11 protein-coding genes are annotated in these 12,703 nt (G+C 52.6%); 4 read left to right on the forward strand and 7 right to left on the reverse strand.

What is annotated here, in order from left to right:
- Window positions 1–2: 2 nt before the first annotated feature.
- Both HNV11_RS18550 and HNV11_RS18555 read right to left on the reverse strand, forming a co-directional pair.
- The gene (locus tag HNV11_RS18550; RefSeq protein WP_171741079.1) at window positions 3–899 is read right to left on the reverse strand and encodes a hypothetical protein; all 897 of its coding nucleotides are present in this window, start codon (window positions 897–899) and stop codon (window positions 3–5) included.
- Window positions 900–1,231: 332 nt separating this feature from the next.
- Window positions 1,232–1,771, reverse strand: coding sequence for a hypothetical protein (locus HNV11_RS18555; protein WP_171741080.1), 540 nt, complete (start codon window positions 1,769–1,771; stop codon window positions 1,232–1,234).
- 230 nt (window positions 1,772–2,001) lie between these two features.
- On the opposite strand from HNV11_RS18555, the gene moaA reads away from it, so the two are divergent.
- Window positions 2,002–2,982 (forward strand): GTP 3',8-cyclase MoaA, encoded by a 981-nt coding sequence (gene moaA, locus HNV11_RS18560; protein ID WP_171741081.1) that lies wholly within the window; start codon window positions 2,002–2,004, stop codon window positions 2,980–2,982.
- A 4-nt stretch (window positions 2,983–2,986) separates the two neighbouring features.
- Here the strand turns inward: moaA and HNV11_RS18565 are convergent, their stop codons facing one another.
- The 3 genes from HNV11_RS18565 to HNV11_RS18575 form a co-directional block, all read right to left on the reverse strand.
- Complete coding sequence (locus HNV11_RS18565) at window positions 2,987–3,943, reverse strand: ABC transporter substrate-binding protein (protein ID WP_171741082.1); 957 nt, start codon at window positions 3,941–3,943, stop codon at window positions 2,987–2,989.
- Window positions 3,944–4,178: 235 nt separating this feature from the next.
- Complete coding sequence (locus HNV11_RS18570; RefSeq protein WP_171741083.1) at window positions 4,179–5,102, reverse strand: polysaccharide deacetylase family protein; 924 nt, start codon at window positions 5,100–5,102, stop codon at window positions 4,179–4,181.
- Between the two features lie 108 nt (window positions 5,103–5,210).
- A complete protein-coding gene (locus tag HNV11_RS18575) occupies window positions 5,211–5,510 on the reverse strand; it encodes a hypothetical protein (protein ID WP_171741084.1) in 300 nt (99 codons plus the stop codon).
- A gap of 249 nt (window positions 5,511–5,759) precedes the next feature.
- On the opposite strand from HNV11_RS18575, the gene HNV11_RS18580 reads away from it, so the two are divergent.
- The 3 genes from HNV11_RS18580 to HNV11_RS18590 all read left to right on the forward strand — a co-directional run bounded on the left by HNV11_RS18580 (window position 5,760) and on the right by HNV11_RS18590 (window position 11,123).
- A complete protein-coding gene (locus tag HNV11_RS18580) occupies window positions 5,760–8,177 on the forward strand; it encodes an endonuclease MutS2 (protein WP_171741085.1) in 2,418 nt (805 codons plus the stop codon).
- A gap of 100 nt (window positions 8,178–8,277) precedes the next feature.
- Window positions 8,278–9,243: a universal stress protein gene (locus HNV11_RS18585; RefSeq protein WP_171741086.1), complete on the forward strand. Its 966-nt coding sequence runs from the start codon at window positions 8,278–8,280 to the stop codon at window positions 9,241–9,243.
- Window positions 9,244–9,386: 143 nt separating this feature from the next.
- Window positions 9,387–11,123 carry an APC family permease gene (locus HNV11_RS18590; RefSeq protein WP_171741087.1) on the forward strand — a complete coding sequence of 579 codons (1,737 nt, stop codon included), beginning with the start codon at window positions 9,387–9,389 and terminating at the stop codon, window positions 11,121–11,123.
- A gap of 73 nt (window positions 11,124–11,196) precedes the next feature.
- On the opposite strand, the gene HNV11_RS18595 is transcribed toward HNV11_RS18590, so the two are convergent.
- Together HNV11_RS18595 and HNV11_RS18600 are read right to left on the reverse strand one after the other, a co-directional pair.
- Window positions 11,197–12,249 carry a sugar phosphate isomerase/epimerase family protein gene (locus HNV11_RS18595; RefSeq protein WP_171741088.1) on the reverse strand — a complete coding sequence of 351 codons (1,053 nt, stop codon included), beginning with the start codon at window positions 12,247–12,249 and terminating at the stop codon, window positions 11,197–11,199.
- A gap of 46 nt (window positions 12,250–12,295) precedes the next feature.
- Window positions 12,296–12,673: a four helix bundle protein gene (locus HNV11_RS18600; RefSeq protein ID WP_171741089.1), complete on the reverse strand. Its 378-nt coding sequence runs from the start codon at window positions 12,671–12,673 to the stop codon at window positions 12,296–12,298.
- Between the last annotated feature and the right edge of the window lie 30 nt (window positions 12,674–12,703).

Raw genomic sequence — 12,703 nt, forward strand, 5'->3', positions numbered from 1 at the left:
TATCATTTTTTAAAACTGAACTGATAGAGGACACCGACCGAATAGCTGGTACTCTGACCAACGTTCCGGCCATTCGTTACATAGCCGACGCGGGCATTCACGCCCACGTTCCGGGGTTGGAGTTTACCGTACCAGCCCACCACCGTCGCCTGCATATTATTCGTCGGAAACGGCATATCGTTCCGGCGAATGTTATCGCCACTCATGCAGGCCGACCGCTCGGCGAATACTTCCGTCTGCCACTGTCGGCGTAAAACCCCCAGCCGAATAGCCGCATCATAAATGTTTGGTACGCCAACTTCGTTCGTGTTATAGAGCCGTCCGTTGGCCAGATAAGCATCGCGATCAACGCGGATATTACTGCGCCAGCCGTATGATCCATGGGCTGTCAGATACAGACCGGTTTTAGGATTTTTATAATTAGCCAGCAGTCGCCCCGTAAAAGTTTGGCACTGCAACCCAATCGACATGGGCAGAAAATCAGGCACGTAATTGCCTACGGGCAATGAGCCGCCAACGATTGCATGGAGCGAGAATCCCTGCGCCTTAAAGGCTTTTACTTTCAGCCAGGCAGAAATATCCTGGATGCCTTTCTGGCCCATCAGATTACCGGCGCTGGTGCTCGTCCAGACGTAAGGCAGGTTTAAAATCACGTTGACGCGGTTGCTGATCCCGATGGCGGGCATGAGCATCACGCTTTGCGTTGTATGCGTTCCAATGTTCAAGTTTTCACGCCTGAGCGTATGTTCCCAGTACTCATTCCAGGAACTATGGCCATAGATGCCAGCGATACATACCGCCTTTTTACCCATATAAATGGCATCGTGGGGCATCTGAGCCCAGGCCGGCGTGGTAGCCAGAGCAGCCACCCACACCAGGTAATATATAAATCGTCTCATGGCAAGATTACGGTTGAAAGATTGATCAGTACTAGCCGCTTACGAGTAGACAGCACATACGGCTTACGCGTTAACACCAACGGCATACGTCGACCGGTATCAAATAGTCGGTAAAAGGCCGCATTGCCCTGATGGTAATACCCTTAAGTGCTTATAATAGCAAAGAATAGCCGCGTGGCGCAGAGCATTGGGGGACGCGCAATAGCGTGTTCGCCAAGGACGATACCGCTACCGAACGAATGCAGTATACGCGCAGCCGAACGAAGCGTCCGCAGCGAATTGCTGTTCATAAATCCACAAAAACTCGAGTGCGAAACGACCCGGAAACGCCTTTAGACTTCGGGCGGGGGCGAATGAACAGGCAGAGCCCGTAATGAGAACACGAACACCTGCTCCAGAATCCGGATAGGTTCGCGCCAGTTGGGCGGCAAAAAACTAAACACAGCCCGGGCAGTGGGCGAGTATTCTTTCAGCAAAAATTTCAGGAATTGATTCGTTTTTCGGTGTGAATCGGTAGTCCCGGCAATATGGTCGTTCAGAAACGAAAGCAGATCACTTTGCCAGAACGAGCGGCTCTCCGATTCTAATCCGGCGATAAAGAGCGTATCGCCCCGCACTTCCAGGCTTACCACATCATAGTAATGCCCCCGGTAGCCAAAGCCATTCGTTGTGCCGTTAGTCAGCGTGCTGACATCGTGTTTGCCGTTGAGCGGAATCTGAAACTCAACCAGGCTGTCAACCGTCCGATACACCAGAAGCCGCTCCGACAGGTCGTGCTCAGCCTGCCACCAGGCTCCAATACACACCAGCACGTAAGCGAGTGTGTGATAGAGCAGCAGCGCCGACAACCCAATGGATACAGCTTTCTTCACGAATGAAAGTAAAGTTTTTCCAAAAATAACAATAAATTTTAAAATCAAACAGGTCGGCCGGTCGGCAAATAAACTGGTGTGTCTGGGCAATACGCTCAGTTTTTGACATGCTTAAGCGAATGAGTCCCAGATAATAAGCCTGATACACCTTTATTTAGAGCTCCGGTGCCCGTTAACGGCCCGGCGTGCAATCAAATTCGTTAGTTTTGTGTTAGTTCGGTATTCCCAATATGATTTTCGACAACCACAACCGCCCCATCACTTACCTCCGGCTGGCCGTAACGGACCGCTGCAATCTGCGGTGCTTCTACTGCATGCCCGAGGAAGGGATTAAGTATCTGCCTAAAAAGCAGTTGCTGACCTATGAGGAAATGGAGCGGATCGTTCGGGTGCTGGCGCAGCTGGGCGTGCAGAAAGTCAGGATTACTGGCGGAGAGCCGTTTGTCCGAACGGATCTGATGGCGTTTCTGCACCAACTGGCCGCAATAGACGGTTTAACCGACTTATCGCTTACAACCAACGGCGTTTTAACCGCCCCCCACGTTGCCGACTTAGCCGCGCTCGGGGTGAAAGCCGTGAATTTAAGCCTGGATACACTCGACCGCGACCGATTCCGGCAGATTACCCGGCGCGATGAATTGCCTGCCGTTCTCAACACGCTCGATGCGCTGCTGGCAGCTGGTATTCAGACCAAGATTAATGCGGTCGTGATGGATGGGCAGAATACGCAGGATCTGGTTCCGCTGGCCGATCTGACCCGTACCTTACCTGTTGATGTGCGGTTTATTGAAGAGATGCCGTTTAACGGCGAAGGAAGTCATTATCCCGTGCTGCACTGGACCCACCGACGCATAGTGGATGAGCTCCGGATGCATTTTCCAGATCTGCAGAAACTTCCTGATCCGCCATTCTCGACATCGGCGAATTATCAGATTCCTGGCCATCAGGGCACTATCGGCATCATTGCCGCTTTCAGCCGAACCTTCTGTGGTAGCTGCAACCGCATTCGCTTAACTGCGCAGGGCACGCTCAAGACCTGCCTATACGACAACGGCGTGCTGGATGTTCGGGCCCTGCTTCGATCCGGCGCGAGCGACGGTGAGCTGACAGCGGCATTTCTGCGGGCATTTGCGCACCGCCCCGCCAACGGCTTTGAAGCCGAACAGAACCGGGATGTCGTCAGTGAATCGATGGCGACGATAGGCGGCTGATCGCTTACCGGATTACAATGGGCACCTCTGCCAGATACTCAGTCGTGAACAACCGGTCTACCTCAATCTGCTGTACCAGTTCGCCATCGGCATCGGTAATCAGATGATTGCGAATGAGCCAGTTGGTAAAAGACTTCCAGACATTCCGGTGCATAAATCCCCATTGCCCTTCGCCATCAAAATAATAGCGGGAGGCTACCTGCTGGCTCTGTTCCAGAAAGTTTCGATCCTTCAGGCTGGGATGTCGGGCCGTTTCGGCCAGCAGCCGGGCGGCCTCATCCGGATTATCGACCGCAAAGCGAAAACCGGCCGTTGTCGCTTTAATGAACCGGCGCAGGGCATCGGTGTTCTGATCAGCCCAGTTGCGATGAACCGTTATGACCGGGTTGTAAGCATAGGGAATTTCATACTCGTCAAAGAGAAACTGATTGAGTTCGATCCCTTCAATATCGGCCTCCACGCCAGCCCAGGGCAGGAAAATCCAGGTTGCGTCTACCTCGTTGGTAATTAATGCCCGCAAGCTGTTTGATCGCGCCGGTTTGCGCATAACAAACCGGCCCCGTCCACCGTCATTCTGGATCATCTGCCGCACAATGTCTCCCTCGTAACGCGCAGCGCAGGAGCCATAGACCTTACCATCCAGTTCCTTCGGACGATCAATGCCGCTCTGCTTCAGGGTAACTATCGCACTGGCATCGCGGGCCAGCACTGTCGCGACGGCCACCAGCGGAATACCGTTCAGTTGATACCCAATAACGCTTTCGGAAGGGGTAAGCGCTATATCTGCCTCTCCTTCGGCAATTTGCTGGGCAGGCTTTGTCTGGCACGTTTCCAGATCCGGAATAATGAACTCGACATCAAGACCAGCCTGTGCATATGCGCCCTTAGCCAGGGCTACGTAAAATCCGGTGTGGTTGGTGTTGGGCGTCCAGTCAAGAGCCAACCGAATGCGTGTATTCATACGATCTGACGGATATTCTGTCAATCTAACCCGCTACGGAGAGGAAGGTTTTCACATAGCCATCGGTTATTGCAGTTCCGTCGGATGGGAGTTCGCTGGACGCCCGTAAGATGTAAAGACAGTGGTGAAGTTTTGTGAGAAGTTGTCCCATAAACGAACCGTGGTCATTGAGACAAGTGCCTCAATGACCACGGTAAAGGACTCTGTTATTTATGTGTCTCCAGACTAAATCGCCCTAATCAAAGCTCTGTATCATGTTCCGGTACATGGTTTTGGCTTTCCACTGCCCACCCGCTATAATCCGCCGGATAGTGTACAGCGGCATCTGGTCGTCTCGTTTGTCGGCCAGCGAAAAAGCAGCTACGTATCCCCGCTTCTGGATTTCGGGCAGGGCCTGCTTGTTCCACAACCCAAACGGATAGGCAAAATACCGGACGGGCTTTCCCGTAATACTTTCCAGTTTGGCCTTTGGCTCTTCGACCTGCGTTTTCCAGTCGTCGCCCTGGTATTTCTTTACGTTATGATGATCCCACGTATGCGCGCCGATTGCGTGTCCCCGGTCTGAAAGATCTTTAATCTGCGCTTTGTCCATATATGGTTGCTTACCCCGCCGACCGATGGCAACGGTCATGATAAAAAAAGCGCCTTTGAATCCGTGTTTTTCCAGAATAGGAACCGCCGTTTCGTACTGATCCAGGTCTCCATCGTCGAACGTCAGCATGATGGGCTTGGTTGGTAGTGGTGCGCCGGTTGTCAGATACGCATAGAGCTGATCGGGGAGAATAGTATGATAGCCGCTATCGGCCAGCATCTGCATCTGCTCCTTGAAAGCCGCTGTAGGGATGATGTAATCTTTGGCCGTTTTTGAATCCGACGAACGCCAGTCCCGGATTTGGTGGTAGCATAACACCGGCACCTGCGGACGAGCCAGGATCGTAGCCGCATCGGCAATTTTACTGGCCGGGATTCGGCTCGGATCAGGTGCCGGCGTAGACGCGTCGGTTTTTACGGCCGGGGCGCTTTCTGTTTTCGGAGCGTTGGTAGTGGCGGTTGAATCGGCCGTATTCGAACCTTCCGACTGGCAGCCGGTTAAACCACTGGCAATCAGCACTGACAGGCAAATGCCCGTTACTAAGGAAAAGGTTTGACGAGTAAGCATAGCGAATTAGTATGCCCAAACATAGAAAAAAACGGTTGGCTTATACTACTGCTCCTGCTTAAACCGAAATTTATTTTTAATCTGAGCGGTAAGACTCTTACTTCCTGTCTAGATCGTCAACCGGGCCAGTTTCAGGCTTACCCAGTTCAGGAAGTGTTTGAATACCGGCGGCCGTGATAGCCAGGCGGTAGCGGTTGGCCGGCCGAGAGCGTTTAATTTTGCAGCCTGTTTTTCGCCTTTTCCATAATACACGATCCGGTCGGTGGCGATTTCCACAATTGATAAAACACCGGTAGACGGGTTCTGCTGAATGCTGGCTAACGCGATGCCGCGGGCCGCTTCCAGCGTTTCAGCGTAAATGAACGTCGGTTTATCGTCTACGTAATGAGCAACCAGATAACTGTACATGGGTGTATTAATAACTTGGTGTGATCGTGATGCCAGTAGACCGGCTTATTGCTTCGCAGCACCGTGCTGAAGAAGCCTCGATCTTATGACGAACGGTTTATACTACGGTCACGAAGCGTATTCTCCGCAAAGATAAGTGCTGCGCAAAAGCATCCGATTTCGCAGGCAGAATAAGTCAGCTAAACGAACCGAAGGTTTCACCGAACCCCTCTTCTGTCGTTTATGTTATCTCAGAAATAAATAAGCTGAATGCTTTACCCAAATACCTTAGAGAACAAGTTAGGTTTCGATACCATCCGCGAACGTTTGAAAGAGGCCTGTGTCAGTCCGCTGGGGCAGGATTACGTCGAGAAGATTCGCTTTACCGATAACATTCAGCTCATTGACAAGCTGCTGCGCCAGACGGATGAGTTCCGGCAGATTGTGCAGTATGAACCCGACTTTCCGAGCAGCAACTACATTGACGTTCGGCCTCACCTGAACCGGGCCCGCGTTGAGGGCCTTGCCTTGACCGAAGCCGAGTTTTTTGATCTGAAACTAGTTCTGCGCACCATTCAGGACTGTCTGCGTTTTTTAGCCAAACGCGATGATGCCACGGCCTTTCCGTTTCTGAAAGAACTGGCGGGGCCAATCGGTGTGGACCGGAAACTGACTGACGCTCTGGAACGCGTCATTGACGACCGGGGGCTGGTTCGTGACTCGGCCTCGCCCGAACTGGCCAGCATTCGCCGGCGCATTATTTCTGAGCAGGCCAACCTCCGGAAACGGCTCGACAGTATCTTACGGCAGGCGCGGCAAAACGGCTGGATTCCCGATGACCTGAGCCTGACGGTACGGGGAGGGCGGCTGGTCATTCCGATTGCAGCCGAGCACAAACGGAAAATTAAAGGCTTTGTCCACGACGAATCGCAGACGGGACAAACCGTGTTTCTGGAACCGGCGGAGGTCTTTGATGCCAACAACGAAATTCGCGAACTGGAATACGAGGAACGGCGCGAGATATACCGGATTCTGCTGGCCCTGACCGACCAGATTCGGCCGCACCTGGACGACCTGAAAAAAGCGGTTAACTTTCTCGCGCAGATTGATTTCATCCGGGCCAAGGCCAAACTGGCAGTGCAGCTGGAGGCCGTGCTGCCTAAACTCCACGAACGGCCACTCGTCAACTGGACCAACGCCCGGCATCCGCTGCTTCATCTGTCGTTTCAGAAGCAGGGCAAAACGGTCGTTCCGCTGAGTGTCCGACTCGATGACAAGGCCCGGATTCTGATTATTTCCGGCCCGAACGCGGGTGGTAAATCAGTCGCCCTGAAAACGATTGGCTTGGTGCAGTATATGCTGCAGTGCGGTCTGCTGGTGCCCATGGCCGACTACTCGGAGATGGGCGTCTTCCAGAACCTGTTTATTGACATCGGCGACGAGCAGTCGCTCGAAAATGACTTGAGTACCTATTCCTCGCACCTGACGGCCATGAAGCAGTTTCTGGTGGGGGCCAACAAACGGACGCTGTTTCTGATCGACGAGTTTGGAACGGGTACTGAGCCGGGCCTGGGCGGAGCCATTGCCGAATCCATTCTGGAAGACCTCAACAAGTCGGGTGCTTATGGTGTCATCAATACGCACTATACCAATCTGAAGGTGTTTGCCGACAAAACGCCGGGGCTGATTAATGGGGCTATGCGCTTCGACGGTGAGCACCTGGAACCGCTGTATCAACTGGAGATTGGTCGGCCGGGCTCGTCGTTTGCCTTCGAGATTGCCCGGAAAATTGGTCTGCCGAAGGGCGTAATTGATCGCGCGAAAGAAAAACTGGGCAATCAGCAGGTGAACTTCGAGAAACTGCTGAAAGAATTGGACATCGAAAAGCGGGTTTTCTCGGAGAAGAACCTTGAAATCAGCATCAACCAGCGTAAACTCGCGCAGCAACTCGCTGAGTATACGGCGCTGAAAACCCGGCTCGACAACGAGCAGAAAAAGATTGTCAATGACGCCAAGCAAAAGGCCAAAGCCTTGGTGCATGAGGCCAATCAGCGTATTGAGAACACTATTCGGGAGATTAAGGAAAATAAAGCCGAGCGTGAAGCAACCAAACAGGTAAGGCAGGAACTGGAACAGTTCGAGCAGAAAGAACTAAAACCGGAAGCGATTGTCATAGAAAAACCCAAGCCAACGGAAGAAGAATTTGAAGCCGACGGCGGAGCCATTACTGTCGGCAGTTACGTTCGGATTGAGGGGCAGAACGCCATTGGTGAGGTGCTTTCCTTACGGGGTAAAGACGCTGAAATCAGGATCGGCGACCTGAAGTCGACCTTAAAGCTGAACCGGCTCGAAAAAGTGAGCCGGAAGGCATTCCGGGACGCTACCGAGACTAAAGATGACCGTCCGCGCAGCCAGGGTGTAGATATGAACGAAAAAATGCAGAACTTCAGCTTCAACCTCGACATTCGGGGCAAGCGGGGCGAAGAAGCCCTCGGCGAAGTGGACCGCTTTTTCGACGATGCCCTGATGCTTGGCTACCCCGAACTACGTATCGTTCACGGCAAAGGCGATGGTATTTTGCGGACACTCGTCCGGAATCACCTGCGTGGCTACAAACAGGTTGCCCGCATGGAAGATGAACATGCCGATCGTGGTGGCGCGGGTGTAACGATAGTAAAGATGAAGTAATCTTTTCCAGGGTTGCCACTTCGTCAATGAAGCGGCAACCCTGTTGGTTTTATTCAGCCTGGTATGGATGCTGTCTTGCCCTCACGTTCTAACTGCCGCCATGGAAATACCTACCCTCCAACGGATCCTGGTTCCCGTTGACTTCAGTGAGTCCTCACTCAACGCATTAACTACGGCCGTAGCCATAAGCCAGCGACAGGGGGCCGAATTGCAGTTACTGCACGTACTCGACGCCGACACTCACGCCTTTTCGGGTGGAGAACCTGCTTCGGATGCGCTGACAGAGCTGGTGCAGGCCCAGACAAAGAAGATTGAAGAACTGGCTTCACGAACAGCCGATGAACACCAGATCACCTGTTACGGGGGTTGTCGGGTGGGCAGCGTTAGTTCCGAAATTGCAACCGCAGCTCATATTGCCGACGCCGACCTGATTGTGCTGGGAACGCACGGCACATCGGGAATTCGGGCTTTTCATATCGGCACTGAAGCCTACCAGGTTATCAAAACGGCGGGGTGTCCCGTGCTGACGGTGCCGGCTCATAAATCCTGGCCACTTTTCGAGCATATCCTGTTCCCCATCCGACCCGTACCGAACGCCCTGGAGAAGTACGAGTTTGCCCGCAAGATTATCCACCCCGACCATACTCAGCTAACTGTGCTGGCCCTGCACGCGCCCGACGAAGTGATCAGCATTGGCCAGTTGCAGGATGAAGTCGGGGCCCTGAATGTGCAGCTGGCCCGCGACGGCATCAAAAGCCAGACGATATTCTGCCCAACCGAACTCATCGCCGAGACTGTTCTGCAAAAAGCTGACGAATTAGCCGCCGACCTACTCGTTATCACTGCAACCTTGGACACCCGGATTCAGGACTTTTTTATTGGCCCCTTTACCCAGCAGATTGTACACAACGCCCGGGTGCCGGTCCTGTCGATACGTCCGCACTCTTCGTCGGCCCAGGGTCCTTCCCGGGTCGAATGGCACTATAGCTGGCAGGCTCAGGCCGCCAACTGGAAAAGTAGCGAAGCGACGCCACCGGACTGGCCGACTGGGCAGTCAAATCAGTAATGGAAGCTGTTCTGGCGGTCCTTTTGCCCGGTGGCGGGCGACCAGTTGCAAGGAGGCCATAGAACAGAAGTATGCGCAGAACCGGCCTGAAAACTTGAAGAATGTTTAGATTGCCTGCGAAGCAGTACTAAACGGCCTTCCGGATGAAAACGCCCACCAAACTAAGTGAGTTACCTGCATCGGCGATCTGCGGCAATGACATCAGTTCCTCATGTCTGTATGTTTCGGCGCTAAGCATTCTGTACGCCGGGAAATTTGCCTGGCTATCGCTATTGCTGGTAGGAGGAACCCTGTACTTATTTCGCCGAATCTACGGAGAAGTAGTAGGCGCTTTACCGCTGAACGGTGGCGCTTACAACGTCCTGCTGAATTCGGCCAACAAATCGGTCGCTTCCTTTGCAGCCTGTCTTACGATCCTCTCTTACGTTGCTACCTGCGTAATCTCGGCAAACGAAGCCATTCACTACGCAGCCTCATTTGCGTTCCATCTGCCCATCATTCTGGGCACCATTGGCCTTATCTTCTTATTCTTTCTTTTAAACCTGCTCGGCCTGAAAGAATCCTCAAAGGCCGCCGTAGTTATCTTTATTATTCATCTAACCACACTGCTGCTGTTGTGTCTGACCTGCGGCTGGTATGTTCTGCGGAACGGATTGGGGCATTTTACGGTCAACTTCGCCACCGAGTCTGAGCACAGTCTTTTCTTTCAGCTTTTTGCCGGGTTTTCGGCCGCCATGCTGGGTATTTCAGGCTTCGAAAGCTCGGCCAACTACGTTGAAGAACAGGCCAGAGGTGTTTTTCCCAAAACGCTTCGGAATATGTGGATTATCGTTACGGTCTTTAATCCATTGATTGCGATTCTGGCGCTGGGTATCATGCCCCTCGGTGAAGTGCAGAACCACCAGCAATCTCTGCTTGCGTTTATGGGCGAGCGTTCCGGGGGTCGCTGGCTTTCCTGGCTGGTTTCATTCGATGCCGTACTGGTGTTAAGTGGAGCCGTTCTGACGTCGTTTGTGGGCGTAAGCGGCCTTATTAAACGAATGACGCTGGACCGTATACTGCCGCAGTTTTTATTGAAAGAGAACAAACGACAGGCGCCTTACTTCATTCTGCTGCTCTTTTTTGTCCTCTGCGTAGCGATTTTGCTCAGTACAGGCGGAGAACTCCAAGCTCTGGCGGGTGTTTATGCCATTTCGTTCCTGGCCGTCATGGGCTTGTTCGGCATCGGCAATCTATTGCTCAAACTTCACCGAAAACGTCTGCCCCGGCCCGAAATCGCGACGGTGGCATCCGTCATTATTGCACTGCTGGCCGTTGGCACCGGCTTGATTGGCAATATTTTACTCAACCCCCGCTATGTTTGGGTATTTTTTGAATACTTCATCCCTACGTTTCTGCTAGCCCTGATGATGATGGACCGTTCGTTATTACTGAAGGGCCTGCTATCCGTCATTCTTTATTTGTTTAATCCCATCAAGCGAAACATTGAGCGGTTTACGAGCTGGACAAACCGAACCATTAAACACATCAACGATCAGGAGTTTGTCTTCTTTTCCAAGGGCGACGATATTGCTTCGCTGAATCAGGTAATGATGTATATTCAGCAAAATGAAGAAACCAACCGGCTTCGTATTGTCACCGTTGAAAACGAACAGTTTAGAGCTCCGGAGCATTTGCATCGCGACATCGAAACGCTCGACCGCGCGTATCCGGAAATAGACATTACGTATCAGAAAATAACCGGTCATTTTGGCCCTGACCTGATCACGAACCTCTCAGCCGAGTGGCAGATTCCAACCAACTTCATGTTCATTGGCTCACCCGGTCAGAAATTTCCCTACCGGATCGAAGAACTGGGTGGAGTTCGGCTCATTATCTGATCGGCTTCTATATTGTATAAAAATGCCGGCAGGATCACTCCTGCCGGCATTTTTATGCTGCTTAATGTATGGGCTACAGGCCCAGCACTTTCTTGTTGAAATTTTCATCGGCACCCGTACCGGCGAAATCGTCGAAGGCCCGCTCGGTTACGCGAATGATGTGGTCGGCAATGAACGGCGCTCCCTCGGCGGCTCCCTGTTCGGGGTGTTTCAGCGCGCACTCCCACTCCAGCACGGCCCACCGGTCGTAGTCGTACTGAGCGAGTTTGCTGAAGATTCCACTGAAGTCGACCTGCCCATCGCCCAGCGAACGGAAGCGGCCTGCCCGCTCAACCCAGCCCTGATACCCGCCGTAAACACCCTGTTTACCCGTTGGGTTGAACTCGGCATCTTTTACGTGGAAAGCGAAAATACGGTCGTGGTAGAAGTCGATGAATTGCAGGTAATCGAGCTGCTGCAGAACGAAGTGGCTCGGGTCGTAGTTGATGCCCACCCGTGGGTGGTTACCTGTATGCTCCAGGAACATCTCGAACGTAACGCCGTCGTGGAGGTCTTCGCCGGGATGCAGTTCAAAGGCCAGGTCTACGCCGGCTTCGTCGTAGGCATTCAGAATAGGCATCCAGCGATTGGCCAGTTCTTTGAACCCTGTTTCGACCAGCCCCGCCGGCCGCTGCGGCCAGGGATACATGAACGGCCACAGCAGCGCCCCCGAAAACGAAGGACTGGCGCTCAGGCCGAGGTTTTTACTGGCTTTGGCGGTCATGATTAACTGATCGACGGCCCAGGCCTGCTGCTCTTTCGGTTTACCCGCCAGTTCGGCCGGACCGAATCCGTCGAACATAGCGGCATAGGCCGGGTGTACCGCTACCAGTTGCCCCTGCAGATGCGTAGCCAGCTCTGTAATTTCTACACCAGCTTCGTTCAGTTTCCCCTTGAACTCATCGCAGTACGTCTGGCTTTCAGACGCTTGTTTGAGGTCAATCATGCGGGGGTCCCAGGTAGGGATCTGAACTCCTTTGTAGCCGAGGTCGGCCATGTATCCGGCAATGGAGTGGAGGTTATTAAACGGCTCCTGATCGCCCAGAAACTGAGCGAGGAAGATGCCGGGGCCTTTCATTGTTTTCATATTTTCTTGAGCGAGTTAGCGATTGAGTGGTTGAGTGATTTGTAAATCAGGACTTGCCGGTATGACTACGCGACTTTGACAGAATTTTTAAAACCTGATAACCTTCATCAATCAAACTACTCAATCGATCTTCTGACAAAATATCCGTAAAAATCAGCATTTCGAGCCAGAACAAAGATTCGTCTAACTCCTCTACAACAATACTGATTTTGGCAAAAAATTCATTTTGACTACGCGCCCGACGAACAGCTCGGTAATTAGCCGCCGATGAGGACGACGACCGGATCAACTGCTTGCCGAAATGCTGTGCATCGTATGATTGAGGGAGTGCACGAAATACCTGTACGCAACGTAGCATAAACGTCTTTAAACGCTGCTCTATATGATCAGCAAATTCGCCTTTGTCTAACCGTACTGGGGTCATCTATGCAATCACTCAATCATGATTCACTCA

The sequence above is a fragment of the Spirosoma taeanense genome (assembly GCF_013127955.1).
Lineage (GTDB): Bacteria > Bacteroidota > Bacteroidia > Cytophagales > Spirosomataceae > Spirosoma > Spirosoma taeanense.

What these genes read in the sequence shown, in the direction of transcription:
- HNV11_RS18550 (WP_171741079.1), bottom strand. Translation starts at nt 899, where the DNA reads ATGAGACGATTTATATATTACCTGGTGTGGGTGGCTGCTCTGGCTACC.
- moaA (WP_171741081.1), top strand. Translation starts at nt 2,002, where the DNA reads ATGATTTTCGACAACCACAACCGCCCCATCACTTACCTCCGGCTGGCC.
- HNV11_RS18565 (WP_171741082.1), bottom strand. Translation starts at nt 3,943, where the DNA reads ATGAATACACGCATTCGGTTGGCTCTTGACTGGACGCCCAACACCAAC.
- HNV11_RS18570 (WP_171741083.1), bottom strand. Translation starts at nt 5,102, where the DNA reads ATGCTTACTCGTCAAACCTTTTCCTTAGTAACGGGCATTTGCCTGTCA.
- HNV11_RS18575 (WP_171741084.1), bottom strand. Translation starts at nt 5,510, where the DNA reads ATGTACAGTTATCTGGTTGCTCATTACGTAGACGATAAACCGACGTTC.
- HNV11_RS18580 (WP_171741085.1), top strand. Translation starts at nt 5,760, where the DNA reads ATGCTTTACCCAAATACCTTAGAGAACAAGTTAGGTTTCGATACCATC.
- HNV11_RS18585 (WP_171741086.1), top strand. Translation starts at nt 8,278, where the DNA reads ATGGAAATACCTACCCTCCAACGGATCCTGGTTCCCGTTGACTTCAGT.
- HNV11_RS18590 (WP_171741087.1), top strand. Translation starts at nt 9,387, where the DNA reads ATGAAAACGCCCACCAAACTAAGTGAGTTACCTGCATCGGCGATCTGC.
- HNV11_RS18595 (WP_171741088.1), bottom strand. Translation starts at nt 12,249, where the DNA reads ATGAAAACAATGAAAGGCCCCGGCATCTTCCTCGCTCAGTTTCTGGGC.
- HNV11_RS18600 (WP_171741089.1), bottom strand. Translation starts at nt 12,673, where the DNA reads ATGACCCCAGTACGGTTAGACAAAGGCGAATTTGCTGATCATATAGAG.